The following is a 25,056-nucleotide window of genomic DNA, read 5'->3' as shown; positions in this document are numbered from 1 at the left end:
AGGATTTAACTTTTTCTATCAATCTTTTTTGTTAAATAGTTACTTTTATCAATAAGATCTATTACTTCAGAAATAATTTTATCTATATTTTTTTTAATCCATTTTTCAGAAACAAATAATCCTTCATCACTTCTAATTAATTCTGAGTTATCTACTAAAGTTAAAATGTTTCTTCTAATTGTTTCTCGTGGAACATCTAAAGACCTCGAGATGTAATTGATAGAGGTAGGGTTAAATTTCTTTTCTATGTCTTTATCATTAAGTTTTTTTAATTCTTTTATTCTAAATTTTTCAAGGTTTTCTATGTTTGCCTTAAATACTGCAACTGTAATGTTTTTTGGACTATGACTTTTTGCTGAAAGTTTAACAAAATAATTTGCATAAACTTCAATAATATCAACATATTGATCTTGAATACTTGAGATTAAATCTGTGGATTGAGGCATAACTTATTTTACAACTAAAATTGTAATATAATTGCTTCGACTACCTAAAATGGGGGGTTATAAGATTAAGATGCCTTCAACTGATTTTGTTCAAGCGCTTGTTTTTCTAGAACTCTGGATAATTTTTTAACTTTCTCTAGTAGAGAGTTAATGTTTGTTAGATTAATCTCTCTCCATTTTTGAGTTACATAAAGCTCTGAATTACATCTAAATACCCAATTTAATTTAATTAACTCTTCAACTTTTCTTCTAGTTGTTTCTCTAGGTAAATTTAGACCTCTTGCAATAGCGTTTATATTTGTACCCAGCGCTGTGTTACAAAAAGTAGTGTTATCACATAACACGTCACTTTCTTTAAACGATCTAAGGTTGACGCTACTTATTATTTTTAAAATAGCCGGGTAATATGATTTATTGCCGAAATTATCTATATCTGTTGAATATATTGTAGCTACAAAATCTTCAATAATCTTATAATTAATTGCATTTATCATACTCAATGTGAGGATACCCAAATTGAGTTTAAATGATAATAAAATATGTATATATAACCAATATACGTATAGAATAATTCTATATTCAAAATACCTATTATGAAAAGTGACTTTTTAAATCCTCGTTTTCTAAGATATTTCATTAAAGTTGCAGATTTAGGTAGCCTTGTATCTGCTAGCAAAGAATTGAATGTAAGCCAACCCTCTATTACTAGAGCAGTTCAGATTTTAGAAAGTAATTTAGGTAAGAAATTATTTTTAAGATCAAAGAAGGGAATGAAATTAACAAAAGAAGGTCAGTTATTTTATTTAAATTCAAAGGCTATACTTTCCTATAATGAAAAAGTTTATGAAAATATCAGCCAGCCTGAATTAAAAGAAAAAAAACAAGAAGAAGAATATCTAAGATTTGGTATGCCAAGAAGTTTATCAACTTCTCATAAAGAAAATTTGCTTTGGATTTTAAAAAGAAATTATGAAAATAAAAAAATAAGAATTGTAGAAGAAGAAAGTAATACTCTTAATAAGCTTGTTTTTGAAAATAAATTAGATTTTGCAATTTCTTGTATACCAGAATTTCATAAAGATTTAACGAAAGTGTTTTTATATAATGATCCATTTTGTGTAGCGTTTTATAAAGGACATCATTTTCAAAATATGAAAGAAATTCCAATAGATGAAATAAGAAAAGAACCAAATTATATTTTTAGAAGAACGTGTGAATTTTTTTATTATAATTACAAGTTAACACACAAAGGAAAATTAGATTATAAAATAATTAACAATATTGTAGATAAAAGAATAAAAAATGGAAAGCATAGAGATGTAATATACACTAATAGCGAAACAACAGCATCTCATTGTATAAAAACTGGGTTGGGTGTTGCAATTATTCCCGAATCTGTCGCAATCGATTATAAATTACTATTTAGAGAAGTTGTGAAACCATCGATTAAAAGAGATATTTATTTTATTTATAGAGATGAAAATAAGGATAAAATTAATTTTGACACTAAAGCTCTTAAAAATGCTCTTTGGTTATAATTAAGGTCTGTAGTAACCTTCAATATTTATATTTCTTGAAGCATTGCCACTTGAAGCATCTCCACCAGTAGATAAAAATACTTGTAGAGGAACTATTTTTTTTCTTTCAGGACCATAACCACAACTTATCACTCTATAAAAAACTCTTCTATCTGTATAAGTATTAACTGTTAAAGTATCTGAGCCCTGAGTAGTTTGAGGAATGTAATTGTATCCATTTAATGTAGTTTGATGTCCAACTCTTTGAACATAAAAATCATAAGTATATCTGCTGTAGTCGGCATCAGAACTAGTTGTTAAATCTTGATTAACTTGACTATAGCTGTACCAAATTTTTTGAGTTGTATCTGTGTAACCATGAAGCCCCAAACAATCTCCAGAAATTGATAGTTTTCTTGTGTTGGTAATTACAATAGGAGAGGTGCCGCCTTTACTAATTTGATCTACTAACCAAAGTCTTCCAGACTCAAGGCCAAATTCTGCAGCTTGAGAAATTGTATTAACTTGATGACTTTTAACTGCTTTTAATGCCCCACTTTGAATAACCTGGAGCATAGCCACACTAAAAGAAGTAAGTGCTAACAGCACAACTAGGGTAAGTGGTAAAACGAACCCATTTTTTTTCTTATATTTTAAGGGGTTATATCGCATATATCTAACATATCTTCATCAGTATAGGTAAAGTCCTTTAGCACAATGTTTTCTTCTAAAAGATAATTTACACAAGCAGCTCTTTGATCAGCATTAGCATTTCCACAAGTATTTGTGCTTACAAAATTAGTGCTAAATTCAATAATATATCCTTTTGTCTGATAAACACCGCTTGATGATCCAACTATAGGTAAATCATTCCAGTCACCATCTGTTTTGTACTGACTATAATGTTCTCCATCACAAACTGTGTCATTAGCAGCTGGTCTTTGCTGACAACATTGATTTGAATCATTTATTTGAAGTTCACAGCTATAGCCATACGCTCCACCTCTAGTTGCTTCTGAATAAAACCATTTTGCACCTCCACTATTATTTGGTTCTGCAGAAGAGCAGTTGCCAGCCCAAGGTATTACCCAACTATCATTTGTACAATTACCATCATCAGAAAAAAATATTTGACCATCTTCAGGTCCTCCCATCCATCTCCATGTGTTTTCGTTTTGTATGTCTGATCCGCCAGTCCAACCTGCTGGATATGTATTGTCAGCTTTTCTTATCCTATCTTTAATATAATTATTTTCTGCAGAGCTTGTTATTGTTGTGAGATATCCTTTCAAGTTATAGTATCTAGCGGCCTCAGCTTCTGCTTCAGCTTCTCCCCACCAATACCATCCATTACCACCTACACCATTATTACCGACATTTCCCCAAGATCCACTACCGCCCGAGGTACGTTCTATGTAATCATAAAAATGGTAGTCTGCTCCTACAGCTCTTGGTATTGGCGAAAATCCTGTTGCACCTAATGCTAGTAGAATTTTTCTATCAGGATCAGCAGAATCTGTTCTTCCTGATGGAGTTGATGCTTTGTTTACATATTTAATTGTTTTAATAAATTTTTCGTATTTATCCCCTGTAGCAGTTCCCGAAATAGTTAATACACCAGTTGTAGTGTTATAACTTACAGTAAGACCATAATCAGAAGCTAAAGTCGTATCCCATTCTAATTTATCTTCAGCTGAAACAAACCCATTTTGAATTACTACCCTAGCACTTGGAATATTTTTACTTGCTGGATTCCAATGAGAGGTATTATTTGACATTACATAATTAGAAAACGGTTCTTTAGCATTTGGACATTTATTATTACAAAGACCGGTGTTTTTAGTTAAATCTCTATTTCTTAAAAATACTCTTTTATTAAAATCTAATTTATAATCGTTTCTATCTCTCGACATAAAATTTATGTCAATGTTAACAATGTCATTTTTAGTAACGCTATCTACAGTTGGTTTTGTGAATGCTATTGTGTTTATATTTGTAGAAACGGGTTGCCAATTATGAACTGTCGATGCGTAATTAGGATCTGATGAAGATATGGATGATGTACAATTATCTGTTCTAATAGTTTTTTTATATAAGGTATTAGTATCTTCTAAACCACTAGTGCCATCTCCTAGTTTGTAGGTAACTCTATATCTATAAGCAACAGTTCCATCACTACTAGGTTTATCAAAGCAGGAGCTAATTTCAGACCCTGATACAATTTTTACAGCATTTTCTGGAGAAATAGTTGCTTTACAGTTTGCAGTATTTGATACATCTCCTCTTATTGGATGAACAAATCCTCCTCTAGCTAAATCTCTTTCAATCATAGAAAAGATAACATTTGCCTCATCCTGCAAATCACTCGTGCTTTCAACTTGGTAAAATGTTCTTAGTCCAGATCCGTATAAATAATAAATCGAAGTTGATATTAGAGAGGCAATAAATAAACCAATCATTAACTCTACTAAACTTACACCTTTAGATTTTTTTGATTTTATTGACATACAGTTGCTGCTGATAAATTTAATGTAACTTTCTTTTTCATTCTTATTCTTGGATATCTTTGATTATTACCTGTGCCAGTTAAATCCATCACTACGGGTACGCTATTTGGAGGTCCTTCATACACAGGCGTTCCTGCTGGCCAACTTTGAGCTCTCATGTCATGATTTACAATAACACTATTAACATTATGTTGTTGCATAGATGTGCCCAATTGTGCTCTAGCTAAAAATCTAATTCTACCTGTTTCAATATTTGTTGATGCTGCAGAATGATAATCAATTTTAAAAACTTCGTTATTAATTTTAACAAAAGCTCCTCTTGCACCTGCAAGTATTGAAGTACCATCCCCTGATGAGTATTCATTTAATGTTTGATCTGTCCAACCTCCAGAGGTACCACTTGATGGTATCTGTTCGCTTATTTTAGCTTTAGGTCTTATTGACCTTTGAGATATTGTTATGGTGTTTGTTGATGTATTGTTTGCATTATATTCAATATACTCGGACCCAACTTGTAAATTTCCATTAGAAGGAAAAATTGAACTATCGTTTAATACCATTGAAGTTCCGGTTGATGACAAACTTGAGGCTAAACTATCTTTTTTAACTGTAATATATTGCCAACATTCATTTTGATCTTCTCTGTCTCTATTATCTCCGTGTGCTGATCCAGTAACATTACTTGCAAGTAAACAACTTGGTTCGTTTTTTAAAACTCTCCAACTTGAAATATCATAAGGGCTAGGGTTTCCTACTAATTCAAGAATTATATCAGACAAATCATTCAAATTACTAGTTCCTAAATGTATTACCATTCCATCGTGTGCATTAGCCCACTGGTATCTTCCTGTACAGGTTCCTCCACTAATATTATTTAGACAACTTTCAGAACTATCATCAAAGACTAGTACTCTTGCATCCGAAGGTAAATTTTTAACTTTAAATTTGAAATAACCTTTACCATTGTAACCGTCAACAACCTGACCAATCTGCGCAGTATCAGTTGTACCTGTACTGTGGTTATATTCATCAAATATGAACCATAATGAGAGATCGTTTTGATTTACTCTAACCCCATCACATTGACCTGACCAAACACTATCATTACAACCAGATGGCCTAACTCTTACATCTGCACCCGTATATCTATATAAAAATACACTAATTGAATTATTCCATGCATAATTTTGTCTACAAGTTGAAGCATGAGTAGATTCACAGGTAATAGTGTTTTCGTCTCTTCCACCACTAGGGGTATCTGAAGTAAGGCTATCAAATTTTTTTGCTTGGCCACTAAAATAGTAATGTTCAGTAGGATTTTCATTATGACTCATTATTCCTGTAACAACAGGGTTTGTTACTCCTGGGAAAGTAAATGCTACAGATTGAGGCAAATCATCAAAAATACAAAGGTCAATTTTTTTTGCTAAACTAATATTATCTGTACCATCTCCAAGTGTAACTGTAACTAACCCATCATCAGCAACATCAATAGTTCTAACCGTTACATCAGAACCAAGTTCAGTATCAATAATTGATTTCCAATGATCAAAAAGATCGCTAACATCATCCGGTACACTTGAACAATTTGTTAGTGAAGCTGGTGCAGAACCAGTTAAATCAAATCCATCAAAACAACTTAGGTCTTCTTTTTTTAGAGCAATAAATGTTAAATTAGATGAAGTAATAGTTGTAGTTGGAAGATTTTCTTCTGTAGTTATTGTAACACTGTCTGGAGTAGTTCCACTTACACTATCAACAGTAAATCGTTTAGAAAGATTATCAATTATAAATATATCTCCTTCTTTAGGTAAAGTTGATACACCAGAAACCGATAGTGTTTTATCGTTTGCAGTAAAAGTTTGAGCATCAGCTGTTATGGATCCATAGGGATTAATTGTTTTTTTTCTATAATCCATCATGTCTTGTAATATTAAATCTGCAATTTGATCATATTTTCCTTTTTCAACAAAAGATTGTTGTGAAGATAAAAATACACTTGTAGAATTTACAAATGTCAATGTAATCATACTTAGCACAAAAAGTGCAATCATTGCTTCAAGCAAGCTAAAACCTTTAGTTCTCTTCGACATATCCTGTTTTATTATGTGTTATAATTGCTGTGTCATCAGAGGCTCCAGTAATTTTAAAATATTTCGTAGTTGGGGCTGAACCGTCATATAAAAAACAAAGCTCAACTGTTTCACTTACTGGTGATGAACATGAATCTGATGTACATGATTTTACATTTAATCCTTCAAGTGTTTCATCATATTCTGCGATAGATGTTAAAGATGACAATGCAGAGTTTGAAAAAGTATTACTGCAATTAGAGTCCCCTGTGTTTACACCGCTATAGCAACCACATCGTCTATTCAAATTTAGATCTCTCCATTTAATATTAGCACTGTCAGGCTCATAAACTTTTAATAACAAATCATCAGATGAATTACTTAATGTTACTTTGTAATGTTTATTATCAGCATGTGCATTAAATCGCACTTTTTGTAAATATTTTAATAGTATAGTTTTGTTACTCCCAAAGTTAGATCCAGAAACAAAACTTTGGTATCCAATTGTGCCAATTGAAGTTAGTATTCCTAATATTGCAACTACAACCAATAATTCAATTAAAGTAATACCTTTAGATGTAGTTAAATGACTCATGTCAAATTACTATAATAAATTCAATGTTATTTGATTATAAGACCCCCAATTTGGGGAGGGTTACAGAGTTTAACGAGTCAATTAGAAGTAAATAATAGTTCTTAGCTAGCAAATATATGAATGAAAAATTAGAAAATTTTAAAAATAGGATATTAAGTTTTCTTTTAAAAATCTTTTCTCCAATTCTAGGAAAACAAGCAATATCAAAGGAAAATCGTTTTGCTATAGAATTGGATGACGAGGGAATTAGTATTTGTAAATACAATCAAGGTTCAAAAACAATTACAAACCTTCATCATGAAAAGTTTAATTTAGCAGGAAACACATCATTATTTAATGAAGATGATCAAGTTTATTATAGTCAGAAAATTGTTCATATTTTAAAAGATCAAAAATTACTCGAGAAGGAAGCAACAGTAATTTTGCCCACCTCCGAAACAATTATTAAAACAATCAATATCCCACTTATGGATCAAGAAACATTTGATCTTCAAACAAGCGATATTGAGTTTTGGAAAACATTTGAAGAATTGTCAGATATTATTGATAACAAGATATTTAGTTTTCAACCTTTAGCAATTAATGATGAAACGCAAGAACAGGAAGTAGTTATCTGTTTAATTGAAAGAGAAAAAGTTGAAAAATTAAATAAAATTTTAAGACAATCAGGTGTTAAACCTACAATTTATGAACCGAAGTGTTTTTCTTTAATTAATACAATTTTTGCAAAACAAAAAGATAACAAATCTAACGAATTTGCTTTTTTGGAATATGGAGAAAAAGAAAATTACTTAATTACAGTTACACAGAATAAATTTATTTTTGCTATAAATAATATTACACGAGCAGACATAATTCTAATTAAGCAATTAGAAAAAATGCCTGATCCATCAGGTCCATTTTGGTCGGAAGTTTTTGAAAGATCTATTCAAGATGTTAGAGGAAATTTAATGGATGATGAGTGGAAGGGAAGTGAAGAAAAAACGACAATATTTAGAAATTTATATGTTCATACTGATCTTGAACAAAGCGAAAAATATCTAAATGGATTACAATCTAAGTTACCTGATTTTACAATTAAACCATTAACACTAAATAATGCAAAAAGTGATGAAAGCAAATTTGAGAACATTTTAACAAATAAAAAAATTAAATTTTCAAAAAAATTAATTAAAAAATTTAATCAAGAATATATTTTAGAGGATAAATTATATCCAGTAATTGGTGCATCCTTAAGATTATTTAACCCTTTCAATATAAAAGAAAATTTATTTTTAAGATTTAAACAAAATTTATATCCGTACAAAGATCAATTGATAAATAACAGAAAGATACAAGCAACAAGTGGATCTTTGTCTATAGTTTTAATATTGCTTTTATTAATTTTTTCATCAATTATTGGTTTAAATATTCCAAAGTATTTAGAGAAAAACCAATTACTGGCCTCACATCCTGCTGTTGTAAATGATTATAACTCTTTGATGGAGGAGATTAAAACTTCTAGTTCTAAGGTAAAAAAAATTGAAAAAGAAAAAGAACTTGCTGAAAAATTAATTGTTAAAACTGACAATTTTTCAAAGATAATTATAGAAACTCCAAAAATTGTTCCTAATGGTGTTGAATTACAAAAAGTAGATTATATCAAAAATGACTCTGTTGTTTTTTACGAAGGCTATGCATTAACAGATTATGATTTAAATTTATTTTTAAATAACATCAAAAAAAGAGTTGGAAATCCTGACATTACTAGCTTGAGCTTAGCGGAACTTACTGAAACTATCGAAATAAACAATGAAGGTGATGAGGAAGATCAACAAATAATCGTACCATCAGAAGATGTTTTAAAACTAAGAAATTTTAAAATTAAGGTGGAACTATGATCAAATTATTAAGAAGTAAAAAACTCAAAAGAGTTAAGAGAGTTCCAAAACTCAAGAAATTTAAATTTGAGGATGAGCAAAAAACTTTAAATTCAAAAAGTAATTATATGAAATTCGTCTATATAATTATTTTGGCTATAAGTTTTTCAGTAGGTAACTTTTTTGTAATTAATCCTACAATTCAAAAAGCAAATTTGATTGAGAGTGATTACAATCAGAAAAAGAATTTTATAAATACTAGTAACGAGTTAAGAGCATCAATTGTAAGTAAAAATAAAAAAGTAGAAAAAGAATTTTCTGAAATTCAAAAATCTTTTTTCAAAAAAGAAGAACAGGAAAAGTTTTACAAATTGTTTTCTGAGCTTGCTATGGATAACAAGCTTAAGATTTTAACTTTAACAAAGGCAAATGAAGATTTTTATAAAGAGCCAAAAAAAGACAATCCAGCTGAATTTAATATTTACAATCAATACACCCAAGTATCTTATGATGTAGAGATTATAGGAAATTTTATAGACTACACGCGATTTGTAGAAGATTTAAAAAATATTAATAAAAGCATGATCACTGACAATGTGCAAATTAACAAAGATGGAGATGGTATAATTAAAATTACTTCTAAAATTTTAATTAACTTTAAAAATTCATGAAAAAATTTTTTATTTTAATTTTTATATTTTTCTCAACAAATGTTTATGCGGATAATCTGAGAGATCCTTTTTATAAAGACTTAAAAAATGAAGTTTTAAAACGGCACAGTCTATCAAGTGCTTCTCCTTATTCTGTTCAATCATTAAAATTAGTTGCAACTTTACTTGCCCCAAAATTTAGTAATTTAGAAACTTTAAGGAAACAAAATAAAATTCCTAAAAATTATTTTAAAAGTCTTGCCCTAATAGAATTACCTGGAAGCGAAGATCATGTTGTTGTTTATGAGGGCCAAAAAATTGGACCAAGGAGTGCAATTATAAAAAAAATAACCAAAGATAAAGTATTTTTAGTTGAAAATAATAAACAAATAATAATGGAGATTGTTCAATGAAGACTATTTTAAATATAAAAATTTTTACGTTAATTTGTCTATTATTTCTGTCAGCTTGTGCTGGTAAAAATGCCAGAAATACTGATGTTCCAAGTGAAATAGTTTTAGAGGAAGTGACAAGAGACGGGCTTACAACTTTAAGTGAAACAGTGAGTTTAGGACCTGATAGTAATTATAATAATGATGTTACAAAACCAAGAAGAGAATTAAAAACATCAATTAATTTAAATGAAAATAAACTAATTCAAAAGCCTGATTTTAATATTTCAATTAGTTTTAAAAATACAAGAGTAACAGATGCCTTACTTGCATTGGGAAATCTTGGTGGAAGAAATATTATTATTGATGAAACTGTAAATGGTTTTTTAAATATTGATATAAACAATGAACCTTGGAATGTTGTTTTCAATTCTATATTAGCTTCAAAAGGTTTGACTTATTCAGGTGATACTGAAAAAGGTTTAATTGAAGTTTTCCCGGATATTCCATCAGAGGAAATTGTATTAAAGAATGAGATCTTTAATATTTATTATGAAACTCCATCGAAAATTAAAACACAAATAGAAAGTTTATTTGCAGGCACAGGTGAAGGTGAAGCAAATTTAATATTAAACGTTGATGATGAAAATAAAACAATAATTGCTCAGGGAACGGATAAGCAGCTAGATGAAATTGAAATTATTCTAAATAAAATTGATGTCAAAAAACCACAAATTTTAATCGAGGCATTCTTAGTTGAGGTTAAACCTACTTTTGAGACAAAATTAGGGTCTAGAATTGGACTTTCTAAGATTTCTGACGGCCAAGGAGGAGCAACTACCACTCAACTTTCAGGTATTATTGGAGGTACTGATGGAGTTGCATTAGGTACAGCTGGAAATAGTGTTTCTAGTTTTTTAGTGGATGGTACTTCTGGATTGGGGATAATTAGAAATGTTGGGTCTAGACAGTTAAAAGTAGAAATAGATGCTCTTGAAAAAGACGGTGACTCTAGAACATTATCTAATCCGAAATTATTTACGATAAGTGGAAAAAACGCAAAAATTACACAAGGAACTAAATTTGGAGTAACAGAAACTACTACAGCTGATGGTGTCACAACATCTGCAACAAAATATTACGATGCAAATTTAAAACTTGATGTAACCCCGGTAATCACTGGTGATGGCAATGTAATGATGAAGGTTTTAATAACGAATGATACAGTTAGTTTTTCAACAACTCCTCCTTCTATAGATAAAAAAGAAGTTAATACCAACCTAGTTTTAACAAGTGGAGATATTGCAGTTGTTGGAGGTATATTGACTGAAACTTTATCTGAAACTAACGCTGGTGTACCAGGTTTAAGAGATATTCCTGGAGTTGGTGCATTATTTAGATCAAAAATTAACAAGGATGATAAGACTGAATTATTAATCTTCTTAGCTCCAAGAGTAATTTAGTATGGAATTAAGTGCAGTAGCTTCTGAAAAAATAGCCTCTTTATTGGCTACAAATGGAATTTTATCACAAGATAGACTAACTAAAATTTCTGTTCAATGCGCACAAAACAAAGAGAAGATAGTCCCAGAATTGTTAAAAAAGAATTATGTGAAAGAAGAGGATATCGTCAAAGTAATTTCAAGAAATTTTGCGATAAAGACAAATGATATTAAGGCAGAAAATATAAAGCCAGATGTATTAAAAATATTACCAGTCGAATTTATTAAAAAAGAAAAAATTGTTCCTTGTGCGATTGAAGGTGGATCACTTAAATTAGTTATAGCTGACCCTAGTAAACTTAATTTTGCATCCAAGATAAAAAATTTCACAAAAAAAAATGTAGTTTTTACAGTAACCACTTTTTCAAATATTGATAAAATTGCTGCTTCAAAAATATGGGATATTGCAAATTCTAAAATTGTTACCAAACCAAAAACTACACCTACACCAGTTCAAAGTGGAAACATAAACATTGTTGAGTTTGTTGAAAGAATTTTTCAAGATGCTTTAAAAAGTGGTACTAGTGATATTCATATAGAAATTTTTAAAGATAACGTCGGACAAGTTAGATTTAGAAATGATGGGATAATGGAAATACAAGATGAATTAAGCCAAATTATTTCCTCCAATTATGTGCCAGTAATTACCAGACTAAAAATAATGGCTGGTTGTGATATTTCTGAAAATAGGTTGCCACAAGATGGAGCTATAACTGTTAAAGATCAGAGTAATGGTGGAATAGATTGTGATGTAAGATTTAATGTATTACCAAGTAAATTTGGTGAAAGAGTAGTGATGCGTTTATTAAGAAGCACCAATGTTATTGGTTTAGATAAAATTGGTATTCCGATGAATGAGTTATCAAAGTTTATAAAAGCAATTGAATCTCCTCAAGGAATGGTTTTAGTAACAGGACCGACTGGAAGTGGAAAAACAACAACGCTTTACGCAGCGCTTGCACATCTAAATAAACCTGAATTAAATATACTAACCGCAGAGGATCCAGTTGAATACACAATGGAAGGTATTGGACAAATTCAAGCTAATGAGGGAATTGGTTTAACTTTTGCAAATATTTTGAGGGCTTTTCTAAGACAAGATCCTGAGGTGATATTAGTTGGAGAGATTAGAGATAAAGAGACAGTCGATATTGCTATTAAGGCTGCAATTACAGGCCATTTATTATTATCAACACTTCACACAAATGATGCAATTCAAACAATCATAAGATTAACCAACATGGGTGTACCAAATTTCATGATAGCTGGAGCTTTGAATACAATTGTTGCTCAAAGACTAGCAAGAAAAATTTGTCCTGATTGTAAAAAAGAAGATGAAAAAATTACCAAAGACCAACTCAAAGAAATTGGGTTTACATTGACTGAGGTTGAAACTTTAAAAGTTTACAAAGGTGCAGGTTGCAACAAGTGCAATAATTCTGGTTATAAGGGTCGACAAGGTATTTATGAAATACTTGATATTAATGGTGAAATTCAATCAGCAATTATTGAGGAAAAACGAGCACCTGAAATTCTACAAATTGCAAAAAAAAATGGTTTTAGAACCATGGATGAAGTTGCAAGAGATCACATTAAAAATGGAGTGATCACTTATGAAGAATTTTTAAGAACAATTACTATTCAAGGGTAATAAATTATGCCTCAATTTTCTTACTCAGGTCTTCAAGCAGGAAAAAAAGTAAACGGTGCAATAGTTGCTAATGATAGAATTGATGCGGGTAAAAAACTAAAAAATCAAAAAATTATAGCTACAAGTTTAAATCAACTTAAAGATAATGATGCTGAAGCTGATCCTGAGATAAAGACTTTCTTAGGAATGCAAATATCATCAGACAAATTGAGTTCTGTAGATATTATGCTGTTCACTAAAAAATTAGAGACAATGATCAAAGCAGATCTTCCAATAATGGAGGCTTTAAAACTTGCAAGAAGACAGGCAACAAAACCAGGATTAATTAAAGTTACAAAAACTATCATTGAGGATTTAAACCAAGGTAAAACATTTAGTTCATCATTGGGTAAATTTCCGCAGTACTTTGATGATTCTTATATCAACATGGTTAAGGCAGGAGAAAGTAGCGGAACTCTCGCTACTTTTTTAAGAAAAATTGTAGATCTAGTAGAAAAAAATATAAAAATTGTAAAAGATATTAAGGGGGCATTAACTTATCCAATAATTTTACTTACGGTTGCTTTATTAGTAACAGTTGTAATGTTAGTAAAAGTTGTTCCAGTGTTTCAAGAAATATATGAAAGTATTGGAGTTGAGTTACCAGCTGCAACACAAAAAGTGATAGGTTTAAGTGAATTTTTACAAGATCCAAGTAGAGGAGGAGTTCTTTTTTTAACTCTAGCAATAATCATTTCTTCTTCAATTTATTTAAACAAAAAAGTTTATGGTGTTAAAAAGTTTTTTCATACTTTGATATTGAAACTTCCTGCTTTTGGTCCTTTGGTAAAAAAATCAATTTATGCAAAAGTTGCTTTAGTATTAGCAAATTTGTTAGGTGCAGGTGTATCAATTATAGAAGCGCTAGAAATTAGCAGCAAAGTAACTAGCAATATATTAGTTAGAGAGGCAATTGGAAGAATTCAAAAAGAGATACTTACAGGTAAAAATTTATCTGCATTGTTTGCTTCAGAAAAAATATTTCCTCTAGAATTTTCTGAATTTATGAAGGTTGGAGAAAAGACAGGAAGTGTTGATGAAATGTTTAATTCAATATCAATTTATTATGAAGCGGAAGTAGATAACGCTGTAGGTGCTCTTAAACAATTTATAGAACCAGTTATGATTGTATTTATTGGAGGTATTATTGCAGGTTTATTATTAACTTTGTATCAACCTATATTTAATATGGGTCAAGTAATTCAATAAAAAATGAGTAAATAAATTTAAATTATTCTAGTAAAATAAAAAATTAAAATAAAAGAAATTCCTAAAGCTGAACCATAAGGTATCTCAAAATTTTCCTCTTTTTTTCCCATTAAAAGATAATAGAAAATGCCTAAAAAGGATGAAATAGAGAGGATATATAGGAATTTTTCAAACCCAAGCCAAACACCTAGTCCTGCTATTAAATATACATCTCCCATACCTAAAGCTTCTACATTTCTTTTCTTTTGAAAAAGATATCTCAATGCAAAAAATAAACTAAATCCAATAATTCCAGTAATCATTGCATTTAAAGTTGATATATTTAGAGGATTTAGTTCAGGAAATATAATTGAAACAATTATTCCAGAAAGTATTAAGAAATAATTCATAAAGTCAAAAATTACTCTTTCCTTAAAATCAATTACAATTATCAATAAAATAATAAAAAAAATTAAACTAAGTGTAATTGATTGACTTAAATTAAAGAGTAATGAGTTGATTAAAAATAATATACCAGTTGATAATTCAATAATTGGATATTGTTTATTTAATTCTTTTCCACAACATTTTGATTTACCAGATAAATATAAATATGAAAAAATAGGAATATTTAAATACCATGCAATTTGTTTGCTACAATGTTGACAAGCAGACCTTTTTAAAAAAACATCCTCATTTTTTGGTAGTCTCAAAATGCAAACATTTGCAAAACTGCCTGCTAAAAATCCAAATATCAAAAATAATATATGGATCATATTTAATAGTTCTAGAAAATATTTTTTAATGCTTCTGATATATAAAAATTAACAATTCCAAGAGCATCAAGTACGATTACGCCTGATATTGTAAATAATAATATGATTAATAATATTAATAAATTTTTATTCTGTGGTTTTTGATTAGTAGATTTAACTTCTTTTTTATTTGAACTTTCATCTTCTTCAATAACTTCAACTTCTAATTCTTTTTCAATTTCTTTAAATCTATCCAATGTCTCATCTATACTTTTAAATCTTTCCTGATAACTTTCATTCGTAGTTTCCAAATCTCTAATTTTTTCTTGTAAGTTTTCTATTTGTACTATTAGATCTGAATTGTCTGGTAAATTATCACCTCTTGGAGCGTTAACTTCTTCCTCATTATCATTTGAAGCTTCTTCAACTTTATTAGAGTTATTCATTTTTTTTAACTCATTTTTAATTTCTTCTAATTGGTCTAATTTTGATAATTGATCTGAATCTTTATCAATTTTTTTTTCAATTTTTGATAAAGTTAAATTTACATCTTTTATTAAATTGTATGGATCTGAGTCCATAGTAGCTAAAGACTCGTTTGCTTCAGCTATTTCATTTATTTCTGAATTACTGTTTTCTTTGACCTCTGAAGAATCACTAAGTAAAGTATCCTCTAAATTTTCGTTATTGTTTTCATCTAATAAAGAAACATCTTCGTTGTTATCATCTGAAAGCAAAGAATCGTTTGAGGTATCACTGTCACTCAAAAGATTATCATCGTCATTTAATAATAAATCTTTTTCGTTATCGTCATTTAAGCTCATAGTCTCTTTTTACACTTTATCTTATATTTATTTTTTTTGAGATACCCATTATGGGTAGGGTAAATTTTTGAGTTTTTTTAAATTAATGCTATACAGCATTATGCCATTTACAGAACAAACTAATGATAAAGGAGCCACAATAGTTCTCGAGGGAGATATTGACCTAGAAAAAACAGAGGAATTAAGAGATCAAGCAATGCAAAGCTTAGACAATAATCATGAATTAGAGTTTGATATGTCTAAAGTGGAGTATATTGACAGTTCTGGGGTGTCTGTTTTAATCGAATTACGTCAAAAAGCTGAGGAACAATCAAAAAAATTTACAATTAAATCTCCAAGCGAACAGGTTTCTTCAGTGCTAAAAATGGCAAAACTTTTTGATTTTTTTACAATAACTTAGTTACTAACTAAATATCCTGCAAAGATTTTACCTCTAATTTTTTAGTCTTTAGAGATTTGATGGCATTTAAACATGCAAGAGCAGTAGACATATTGGTGCAATATGGAACTTTATTTTTAAGCGTTGCTCTTCGAAGAGCAATAGCATCATTTAATCTGTGTTCGCTGTTTCCACCACCTGTATTAATTACAAGTGCAATTTTTTTAGAGTCTAAAACATCAACAATGTGAGGACTACCACTACTTACTTTGTTAATAATTTTACATTTCATTCCATGCTTTTGTATGTATTCAGCAGTACCTTTGGTTGCGCATAATTTAAAATTATTTTTAATTAGCTCTCTTGCAAGATCAATACCTTCATCTTTATGAGAGTCTTTTAAGGATATAAATGCAAGACCCTCTTTTGGAAGTGAATTAGCTGCAGCAATCTGACTTTTAGCAAAAGCCATTCCAAAATCTTTATCAAAGCCCATTACTTCACCTGTAGATTTCATCTCAGGTCCCAAAAGTAAATCGCTATTAGGAAATTTATTAAAAGGAAATACAGCTTCTTTTACTGCATACATTCCTTTTGATTTATCTTTAAGATTAAATTTAGAAAGTTTTTCACCAGCCATTATTCTTGATGCAATCTTTGCAAGTGGAATTCCTTTTGCTTTTGATACAAAAGGTATAGTTCTACTAGCACGAGGATTGACTTCAATAATATAAATTTCATCTTTCTTGATTGCATATTGAATATTCATAAAACCTTTAACTTTAAGTGCTAAGGCAAGTTTTTTAGTTTGATTTTCTATCTCTTTAATTAGATATGGTTTAATAGATACTGGTGGCAAACTACAAGCTGAGTCCCCAGAATGAATTCCTGCTTCTTCAATATGTTGCATGATACCTGCTACATAAACATCTTTTCCATCAGAAATAGCATCCACATCAACTTCCATTGCATGGTCTAGAAATTTATCAATTAAAATTGGATTTTCTTCAGCAGCTTTAAATGCTTCCTCAACAAAGTTTTTTAATTGACTTTTTTCATGCACAATTTCCATAGCTCTTCCACCCAAAACATATGAAGGTCTAACTACTAGTGGTAAACCAATTTTCTCTGATATTTTGATTGCTTCTTTAAAAGTTTTTGCAATCCCACTATCAGCTTGTTTTAAATTTAATTTAATTAATAAATTTCTAAATTGATCTCGATCTTCTGCTAAATCTATTGATTTATATTGCGTTCCTAAAATTGGAAGTTTGTTATCATTTAAAAATTTAGCGAGCTTAATTGGAGTTTGTCCACCAAACTGAGCAATAACACCTATTAAATTTCCTTTTTCTTGCTCTTTTTTAATAATGTTAAATACATACTCTTCCTTCAAAGGTTCAAAGTATAACCGATCACTTGTATCATAATCAGTAGATACAGTTTCAGGGTTACAATTAACCATGATGGTCTCAAAACCTGCGTCTTTCAAAGAAAAACTTGCCTGACAACAGCAATAATCAAACTCAATACCTTGGCCTATTCTGTTAGGGCCACCACCTAGAATTATTATTTTCTTTCTACTTGATGGATCTGCCTCACACTCGGAATTTATTGAGAAATTTCTTTGATAAGTTGAATACATGTAAGGTGTAAATGATTTAAATTCTGCAGCACACGTATCAACTTTTTTGTATACAGGTAGTACTTTTAAAGCTGTTCTTTTTCTTCTTATTATGTCTTCTGATGAATTAGTAAGTTCAGCTAATTTTTTGTCTGAAAAACCAATAGATTTAATTCTATTAAATTCATTATAATCTTTTGGAAGACCTCTTTTTTTAATAACTAGCTCGTTATCAACAATTTCTTTAATTTGTCCTAAGAACCAAGGATCAATTTTAGATAAACTATATATTCTTTTTAAGCTAATTTTTTTTCTAAAGGCCTCAGCTACAAGAAGTATTTTATTTGGAATATGCTCTTTAAGTTTTTTTTCTAACTCTTTTTTGTTTAAATTGTAAATCTGATCCAAACCAGAGAATCCAGTTTCTAGTGAGACCAATGCTTTTTGTACAGACTCCTTGAAATTTCTTCCAATTGCCATTGCCTCTCCAACAGATTTCATTGAAGTACCTAAAGTTGCAGGAGAAGTAGAAAATTTTTCAAAAGTAAACCTTGGTATTTTAGTTACTACATAATCAATACTTGGTTCAAAAGAAGCAGGTGTTACTTTTGTAATCTCATTTTTAAGTTCATCTAAAGTATAACCAACCGCAAGCTTAGCCGCTACTTTTGCAATTGGAAACCCAGTTGCTTTAGATGCAAGTGCTGATGATCTAGATACTCTAGGATTCATTTCAATAACAACCATTCGTCCATTTTTTGGATTAATTGCAAATTGAACATTGGATCCACCTGTCTCAACTCCAATTTTTCTTAAACATGCAATAGAGGCATTTCTCATAACTTGATATTCTTTATCAGTAAGAGTTAAAGCTGGAGCAACAGTTACAGAGTCTCCTGTGTGAATTCCCATCGGATCAATATTTTCTATTGAGCAAATGATGATACAGTTGTCTTTTTTGTCTCTTACAACTTCCATCTCAAATTCTTTCCAACCCTCTAAACACTCTTCCACAAGAACCTGGCTAACTGGTGACTCGTGTAATCCATTTTTTATAATTTTAAGATATTCTTTTTTATTCTTTGCTATTCCACCACCTAGACCACCTAGGGTAAATGCAGGTCTAATGATTGCAGGCAAACCAATTTTATTTAGAACTTTAGAAGCTTGATTGATATTATTAACAATCTCAGATTTTGGTAAATCTAAACCAATATCAATCATATTTTTTCTAAATTTCTTTCGATCTTCAGCATTAGAAATTGCTTTAGAATTTGCGCCAATAAGTTCTATTTTGTATTTTTTTAATATTCCTTTTTTCTCTGCTTCCATTGCAAGATTAAGAGCAGTTTGGCCTCCCATTGTTGGTAGAATTGCATCTGGTTTTTCTTTTATAAGAATTTTCTCAAGAACCTCTAAGGTGATTGGCTCTATATAAGTTTTATCTGCAACATCTGGATCTGTCATGATGGTTGCAGGGTTAGAATTAATTAAAACAACTTTATAACCTTCATCTTTTAAAGCTTTACAAGCTTGTGTTCCTGAATAATCAAACTCACATGCTTGGCCAATTATTATTGGACCAGCACCTACTACTAATATTTTTTTAAGATCTTTTCTTTTTGGCATTTTTTTTCATATTGTTAACAAATTCTTTAAATAAATAGACACTATCTTGTGGTCCAGGGTTAGACTCGGGGTGATATTGAACTGAAAATACGGGTTTATTTTTTAACTTAATACCCTCAATACTATTATCAAATAATGATTTATGAGTGACTTCAATATTTTTCGGTAAAGTTTCTTTAACAACTTCAAAGCCATGGTTTTGACTAGTGATCTCTACATTGTCATGAATTAAATTTTTTACAGGATGATTTGCACCTCTATGACCTAACTTCATTTTTTTTGTTTTACCACCAAGTGCTAAAGCGAGAATCTGGTGACCTAAACAAATACCAAATATTGGAATGTTTTTTTTAATAAGGTTTTTAATTATATTTATCGCATACTTTCCTGTAGCAGCTGGATCTCCAGGGCCGTTTGATAAAAATATTCCATTTGGTTTAAGACTTAAAATTTTTTCAGCAGATGTTTTGCAATTTACTACTGTGACTTTGCAATTAAAATCAGAAAAATATCTTAAAATATTTTTTTTAATTCCATAATCGATTGCAAGAATATGAAATTGTTTTTTTTTATTTTTTACAAATCCATCTTTCTTTTTCCAAGTTTTAAAACCTTTCCAAATATAATTTTTTGGAGTTGATACTTCTATAGCGAGATCTAGATTTTTTAACCCACTCCATTTTAAAGTAGTATTTGTTAGTTTGCTTATATTGAATTTTTGTTTTTTTGAGAAAGCAATCGTTCCTTTTGGTGCTCCTTTATCTCGGATAAAATTAGTTAGACTTCTAGTATCAAGACCAGTGAGCCCTACAATTTTGTTCTTCTTAAGCCATGCATCTAGATGTAAAAAAGCTCTATAGTTTGATGGATCAGTTATTTCTGAATTAAAAATCACTCCCTTAGTCCATATCTTGTCAGACTCTATATCTTCTTTGTTAGTACCTACATTTCCAATATGGGGAAATGTAAAATTGATAATTTGACCTGCATAAGAAGGATCTGAGATTATTTCCTGGTAACCAGTTAAAGAAGTGTTGAAACATACTTCTCCAGTTGCCTCTCCTTCATAGCCAATACCAATTCCTTTGAATACCTTCTTGTTTTCAAGAACTAAAACGCCAGTATTAATTTGATGAATATTTTTTGAGTTTATTTTTTTTGAATTTTTGATCAATTACAACTCATGAGTTAAAGGTTAATACAATAATTGCATTATTATCGCAACAGAGATGTATTATAAAATTGTAAAAAAACAATTTTTCTTTTGAAGAATTTTTTCTATGAAGTAGATTAAAAAAATTATGTCATTAAAGAACACTATCGAAAACGAATATAAAAATGCTCTAAAATCGAAAGATAAAAATAAAATATCAACCTACAGGTTAATTTTATCTTCTATTAAAGATTTAGATATTGCCAATCGTTCTGGCCCCAACAAAAAAGACACAGATGATGAAGATATAAAAAAGCTTCTTAAAAAAATGGTTAAACAAAGGGCCGAATCTATTGAAATCTATAAAAAAAATAACAGAACTGATCTTTTGGAAGTTGAACAAAATGAATATGAAATTTTAACAAGTTTCTTACCTAAACAAATGAGTGAAGAAGATACTAAAAAACTATGTGCAGAATTAATAGCTAAGTTAGGTGCTAGCTCTGTTAAAGATATGGGCAAAATAATGAGTGAGTTAAAGAAATCTCATTCTGATGAAATTGATTTTTCTAGAGCTGGATCAATAATCAAGGAATTATTGAATAGTTAATGAAATACCCTAAAGAGTATTTAGATGAAATTAAGACACGGCTGAAAGTGTCAACTGTTGTTTCAAAAACAGTTTCATTAAAAAAAAGAGGTAAAGAATTTGTAGGTTTATCTCCATTTAAAAATGAAAAAACACCTTCATTTACTGTTAATGATGAAAAAGAATTTTATCATTGTTTTGCTACTTCAGAACATGGGAATATTTTTGATTTTATAATGAAAACTCAAAATTTAAAGTTTGGAGAGGCTGTTAAACATTTGGCTCAACTAGCAGGTATGCAACCATATTTGTTTTCAAAAAAAGATGAAGAGCGAGAAAAAAAATGGAACGAGTATAAATCAATCTATAATGAATATGTTGATTTTTACCATAATGAGTTGATCAAAAACGAACAATATTCAAATGCTAGAGAATATTTAAAAAATCGATCTTTAAGTAAAGAAGACGTAAAAAAATTTAAAATGGGATATGTGGAAAAAAATCCTAATATATATGAACGATTAAAAAATAAATTTAGTGAACAAACTTTAATTGAAACTGGATTATTTTATTTAGATGAGAAAAAGAATACTTATGTAGAAAGATTTAGAGGAAGATTAATTTTTCCAATTAATAATATAACTGGTCAACCAATTGCTTTAGGTGGAAGAATAATAGAAAACCTAGATTATCTTGCAAAATATATTAACTCACCTGAAACTTTATTTTTTAAAAAAGGATCAAATTTATATAATTTAGATATAGCTAGAAAATTATCAAACAAAGTAGATCATATTTATTTGGTCGAAGGTTATATGGATGTTGTTGGGTTAAGCAAAAATGGAATTGATAATTCTGTTGCAAATCTTGGTACCTCACTTACTGATAAACAAATTTTGATACTTAACCAATTTTTTGATGAAATCATTATTTGCTTTGATGGTGATGAAAGTGGTTATAAAGCAGCATTAAGAGCTGCAGAAAATTCAATTAAAGAATTAAAACCAGAAAAACAAATTTCATTCTTATTTTTACCAAACAAGGAAGATCCAGACAGTTATGTGAATAAAAATGGAAAAGTTAATTTTATAGAATTTACAAAACAATCCAAGTTATCAATTCATCAATTTATTTTTAGTCACTACAAAAAACAAACTGAAAACAACCCTTCTTCTATGGCTATTTTTGAAAAAAGATTAAGAGATGTAGCAAATACTATTAAAGACGAATATATAAAAAAATATGTATTAGAATATTTTTTAGAGAAAATTACAGAATTAACTCCTCATTCAAATCAAAAAAATAAAAAATCTTATAAAAAACCAACTAAATCTTTAGATACTACAAAAAAGTATTATAACGAAAGCCAATCTTTATCTGGAGTTGAGCTTAAAGAATTTTCCTTAATTTATTTGGTAATTTATAATTTAAATTTAATGCAATCAAATATTCATTTAATTGAAAATATCAAATTATTTACTGAAGTTAATAAAAAAATCTTTAAACAAATAATTGAAATTTTAAAATCTGAAAATCAAATAGCTGTTCAAGACTTAAATTTGGATAGTCAGCTAATTGAAAAAATAAATAAATTTGCTCCAATAAAATATATCTTAAAAAATAGTTCTGAAGATGAGCAGAAAATCATTGAATTGCTTGAAGATATTTCGCGAGATTTAATGAATTATGATCTTGAGTTTAGAATTCAAGAGTTAGAATCGAAGTTCTCAGTTGATATGAGCGAGAGCACATTTAATGAGCTAAAAGAGCTTAAAAAAAAGCAGAATCTCAATTAATCTGGACAAATTTGTAATGGATTTTTACAGATTTGACATTATATAAGACTTTCAACATTATCGCTGTGGAAAGAATTATAACAAAATCATTCGCTAGATTAATGGGTCGAGGAACCCATAGAGGATTCATAACATATGAAGAACTTAGCAAATCATTAGGTAAAAGAAATTTATCAGATGAAAATCTTGCTCAAGCTTTTATCCACATTTTAGATGAAAATATTTCATTAGTTGAAAAAAAATCAGATTTTAAAGTTCTAAGAAAAAAAGAAAATTCTAATAAAGAAGAAGGTAAAACAATTGAGAAAAGTGATGATCCTATCAGAATGTATCTTCGAGAAATGGGAGGTGTTGAGTTACTTTCAAGGGAAGGTGAAATTGCAATTGCAAAAAGAATAGAGGCTGGAAAGGATGTAATGTTAATTGCATTATCGCAAAGTCCAATAACAGCACAACAATTTTTTGAGTGGAATGAAAAACTTCAAAAAGATGAAATTTTAGTCAGAGAAATAATAGATATCGATACAAACTATATGGAAGATGAATCAACTGGACCAAGTGCTAAACAAAAAAATGCTGGTGAAACAGATAAAGAAGATGGTGCTTCTGATGAAGATGATGATTTCAATCCTACTCTTGCTGCAATGGAGACAGAAATTAAACCTAAAGTTTTAAAAACTGTAAATACATTAACTAAAGAATATACAAAACTAATTAAGTATCAAAAAGAAAAGTTAGATTGTGTTTTAAATTCTCAAAATTTTACACCTGCAAAGGAAAAAGGTTATGAAAAAATTGTAAATGATATATTGGAAAATATTAAATCACTTCAGCTTTCCCCATCTGTTTTAGAAGAACTCGTTCAAAAACATTATGTTGAAAATAAAAAAATAATTTCTTTAGAAGGAAATCTCTTAAGACTTGCTATGGATCAAAAAATACCAAGAAATGAATTTATAAAATTTTATGTTGGTAATGAAATTAATCCAAATCTTAAAAAATTTTTAGATACAAATTTAGTCTGGAAGCAATTTTTTGCAAAAAATAAAGAGGAGTTTAAAAATATTAGAGAGAGACTTATTGAAATTAGTCATAAACTTGGAATTTCTGTTACTGATTTTAAAAAATTAGTAAGTAGAGTCCAGAAAGGTGAAAAAGAATCTAGAATAGCTAAAAAAGAGATGGTTGAAGCTAATCTTAGATTAGTAATTTCAATAGCTAAAAAATACACAAATAGAGGATTGCAATTTTTAGATTTAATTCAAGAGGGTAATATTGGTTTGATGAAAGCAGTTGATAAGTTTGAGTATAGAAGAGGATATAAATTTTCTACTTATGCAACATGGTGGATCAGACAGGCAATTACCAGATCAATTGCAGACCAAGCAAGAACAATTCGTATTCCTGTTCATATGATTGAAACTATTAATAAAATTGTCAGAACTCAAAGATTAATCTTAAGTGAGTTTGGCAGAGAAGCGACGCCTGAGGAGTTAGCGCAAAAATTAAGAATGCCTTTAGATAAAGTAAGAAAGGTATTGAAAATTTCAAAAGAACCAGTTTCACTTGAAAAACCTGTTGGTGATGAAGAAGATAGCAGTTTGGGAGACTTTATCGAAGATACAAAAGCTTTAGCTCCGTTAGAGCAAGCTATAAAATCTAACCTTGGAGAGGCAACTACAAAAATTTTATCTACCCTAACCCCAAGAGAGGAAAGAGTTTTAAGAATGAGATTTGGTGTAGGTATGAATACCGATCACACTTTAGAAGAAGTAGGTTTACAGTTTTCTGTAACAAGGGAAAGAATTAGGCAGATCGAGGCCAAGGCTCTTAGAAAATTAAAGCACCCAAGTAGATCTAAACAACTAAAAAGTTTCTTAGAAAGTTAG

Annotated in this window: 21 protein-coding genes; 11 read left to right on the top strand and 10 right to left on the bottom strand. The window is 29.4% G+C overall.

Translation table 11 applies throughout. The features are described from left to right. Positions 1 to 5 precede the first annotated feature (5 nt). Positions 6 to 446: a hypothetical protein gene (locus ACTTAX_RS04085; RefSeq protein ID WP_440693076.1), complete on the bottom strand. Its 441-nt coding sequence runs from the start codon at positions 444 to 446 to the stop codon at positions 6 to 8. Positions 447 to 511: 65 nt separating this feature from the next. Beyond that, positions 512 to 940, bottom strand: a complete 429-nt coding sequence (locus tag ACTTAX_RS04080; protein ID WP_440693074.1) for a hypothetical protein — start codon at positions 938 to 940, stop codon at positions 512 to 514. A gap of 99 nt (positions 941 to 1,039) precedes the next feature. Here ACTTAX_RS04080 and ACTTAX_RS04075 point away from each other — a divergent pair, with 99 nt between their 5' ends. Continuing rightward, positions 1,040 to 1,984, top strand: coding sequence for a LysR family transcriptional regulator (locus ACTTAX_RS04075; RefSeq protein ID WP_440693073.1), 945 nt, complete (start codon positions 1,040 to 1,042; stop codon positions 1,982 to 1,984). On the opposite strand, the gene ACTTAX_RS04070 is transcribed toward ACTTAX_RS04075, so the two are convergent. From ACTTAX_RS04070 to ACTTAX_RS04055, 4 genes are all read right to left on the bottom strand, one after another. Then, the gene (locus tag ACTTAX_RS04070) at positions 1,985 to 2,539 is read right to left on the bottom strand and encodes a hypothetical protein (protein ID WP_440693071.1); all 555 of its coding nucleotides are present in this window, start codon (positions 2,537 to 2,539) and stop codon (positions 1,985 to 1,987) included. A 77-nt stretch (positions 2,540 to 2,616) separates the two neighbouring features. After that, positions 2,617 to 4,470 (bottom strand): prepilin-type N-terminal cleavage/methylation domain-containing protein, encoded by a 1,854-nt coding sequence (locus ACTTAX_RS04065; protein ID WP_440693069.1) that lies wholly within the window; start codon positions 4,468 to 4,470, stop codon positions 2,617 to 2,619. Continuing rightward, complete coding sequence (locus ACTTAX_RS04060) at positions 4,461 to 6,563, bottom strand: type IV pilus modification PilV family protein (protein ID WP_440693067.1); 2,103 nt, start codon at positions 6,561 to 6,563, stop codon at positions 4,461 to 4,463. The genes ACTTAX_RS04065 and ACTTAX_RS04060 overlap by 10 nt, the downstream gene beginning before the upstream one ends. Then, positions 6,547 to 7,137, bottom strand: a complete 591-nt coding sequence (locus tag ACTTAX_RS04055) for a type IV pilin protein (RefSeq protein ID WP_440672886.1) — start codon at positions 7,135 to 7,137, stop codon at positions 6,547 to 6,549. Before ACTTAX_RS04055 ends, ACTTAX_RS04060 begins: the two co-directional genes overlap by 17 nt. A 116-nt stretch (positions 7,138 to 7,253) precedes the next feature. Here ACTTAX_RS04055 and ACTTAX_RS04050 point away from each other — a divergent pair, with 116 nt between their 5' ends. Genes ACTTAX_RS04050 through ACTTAX_RS04025 form a run of 6 tightly spaced genes read left to right on the top strand, consistent with a single transcriptional unit; the run spans position 7,254 to position 14,439 of the window. Continuing rightward, positions 7,254 to 9,017: a hypothetical protein gene (locus ACTTAX_RS04050; protein WP_440693065.1), complete on the top strand. Its 1,764-nt coding sequence runs from the start codon at positions 7,254 to 7,256 to the stop codon at positions 9,015 to 9,017. After that, complete coding sequence (locus tag ACTTAX_RS04045) at positions 9,014 to 9,667, top strand: hypothetical protein (protein ID WP_440693063.1); 654 nt, start codon at positions 9,014 to 9,016, stop codon at positions 9,665 to 9,667. Before ACTTAX_RS04050 ends, ACTTAX_RS04045 begins: the two co-directional genes overlap by 4 nt. After that, positions 9,664 to 10,059, top strand: a complete 396-nt coding sequence (locus ACTTAX_RS04040) for a hypothetical protein (protein ID WP_440693062.1) — start codon at positions 9,664 to 9,666, stop codon at positions 10,057 to 10,059. The genes ACTTAX_RS04045 and ACTTAX_RS04040 overlap by 4 nt, the downstream gene beginning before the upstream one ends. After that, on the top strand, positions 10,056 to 11,501 hold the full coding sequence (locus ACTTAX_RS04035) for a hypothetical protein (RefSeq protein ID WP_440693060.1): 1,446 nt from the start codon (positions 10,056 to 10,058) through the stop codon (positions 11,499 to 11,501). The genes ACTTAX_RS04040 and ACTTAX_RS04035 overlap by 4 nt, the downstream gene beginning before the upstream one ends. A 1-nt stretch (position 11,502) precedes the next feature. Then, positions 11,503 to 13,191 (top strand): GspE/PulE family protein, encoded by a 1,689-nt coding sequence (locus ACTTAX_RS04030; protein ID WP_440693058.1) that lies wholly within the window; start codon positions 11,503 to 11,505, stop codon positions 13,189 to 13,191. 6 nt (positions 13,192 to 13,197) lie between these two features. Next, entirely contained in the window at positions 13,198 to 14,439 is a 1,242-nt protein-coding gene (locus ACTTAX_RS04025; protein ID WP_440693056.1) for a type II secretion system F family protein, read from the top strand. A 17-nt stretch (positions 14,440 to 14,456) separates the two neighbouring features. Here the strand turns inward: ACTTAX_RS04025 and ACTTAX_RS04020 are convergent, their stop codons facing one another. Together ACTTAX_RS04020 and ACTTAX_RS04015 are read right to left on the bottom strand one after the other, a co-directional pair. Then, entirely contained in the window at positions 14,457 to 15,194 is a 738-nt protein-coding gene (locus tag ACTTAX_RS04020; protein WP_440693054.1) for a prepilin peptidase, read from the bottom strand. 11 nt (positions 15,195 to 15,205) lie between these two features. Further along, positions 15,206 to 15,997 carry a hypothetical protein gene (locus tag ACTTAX_RS04015; protein ID WP_440693052.1) on the bottom strand — a complete coding sequence of 264 codons (792 nt, stop codon included), beginning with the start codon at positions 15,995 to 15,997 and terminating at the stop codon, positions 15,206 to 15,208. Between the two features lie 85 nt (positions 15,998 to 16,082). Between ACTTAX_RS04015 and ACTTAX_RS04010 the strand changes: the two genes are divergently transcribed. After that, positions 16,083 to 16,397 (top strand): STAS domain-containing protein, encoded by a 315-nt coding sequence (locus tag ACTTAX_RS04010; RefSeq protein WP_440693050.1) that lies wholly within the window; start codon positions 16,083 to 16,085, stop codon positions 16,395 to 16,397. A gap of 7 nt (positions 16,398 to 16,404) precedes the next feature. Here the strand turns inward: ACTTAX_RS04010 and carB are convergent, their stop codons facing one another. Both carB and carA read right to left on the bottom strand, forming a co-directional pair. Next, positions 16,405 to 19,629, bottom strand: a complete 3,225-nt coding sequence (carB, locus tag ACTTAX_RS04005) for a carbamoyl-phosphate synthase large subunit (RefSeq protein ID WP_440693048.1) — start codon at positions 19,627 to 19,629, stop codon at positions 16,405 to 16,407. Then, the gene (gene carA, locus ACTTAX_RS04000; protein WP_440693046.1) at positions 19,607 to 20,803 is read right to left on the bottom strand and encodes a glutamine-hydrolyzing carbamoyl-phosphate synthase small subunit; all 1,197 of its coding nucleotides are present in this window, start codon (positions 20,801 to 20,803) and stop codon (positions 19,607 to 19,609) included. Before carA ends, carB begins: the two co-directional genes overlap by 23 nt. 127 nt (positions 20,804 to 20,930) lie before the next feature. Between carA and ACTTAX_RS03995 the strand changes: the two genes are divergently transcribed. The 3 genes from ACTTAX_RS03995 to rpoD all read left to right on the top strand — a co-directional run bounded on the left by ACTTAX_RS03995 (position 20,931) and on the right by rpoD (position 25,056). Then, positions 20,931 to 21,392, top strand: a complete 462-nt coding sequence (locus ACTTAX_RS03995) for a GatB/YqeY domain-containing protein (RefSeq protein WP_440693044.1) — start codon at positions 20,931 to 20,933, stop codon at positions 21,390 to 21,392. Further along, positions 21,392 to 23,167 (top strand): DNA primase, encoded by a 1,776-nt coding sequence (gene dnaG / locus ACTTAX_RS03990; RefSeq protein WP_440693042.1) that lies wholly within the window; start codon positions 21,392 to 21,394, stop codon positions 23,165 to 23,167. Before ACTTAX_RS03995 ends, dnaG begins: the two co-directional genes overlap by 1 nt. A gap of 65 nt (positions 23,168 to 23,232) precedes the next feature. Next, entirely contained in the window at positions 23,233 to 25,056 is a 1,824-nt protein-coding gene (rpoD, locus tag ACTTAX_RS03985) for an RNA polymerase sigma factor RpoD (RefSeq protein ID WP_440693040.1), read from the top strand.

Source organism: Candidatus Pelagibacter sp. HIMB1695, from assembly GCF_052047655.1.
Classification (GTDB): Bacteria; Pseudomonadota; Alphaproteobacteria; order Pelagibacterales; family Pelagibacteraceae; genus Pelagibacter.
This window is presented reverse-complemented; position numbering and strand designations above follow the sequence as displayed.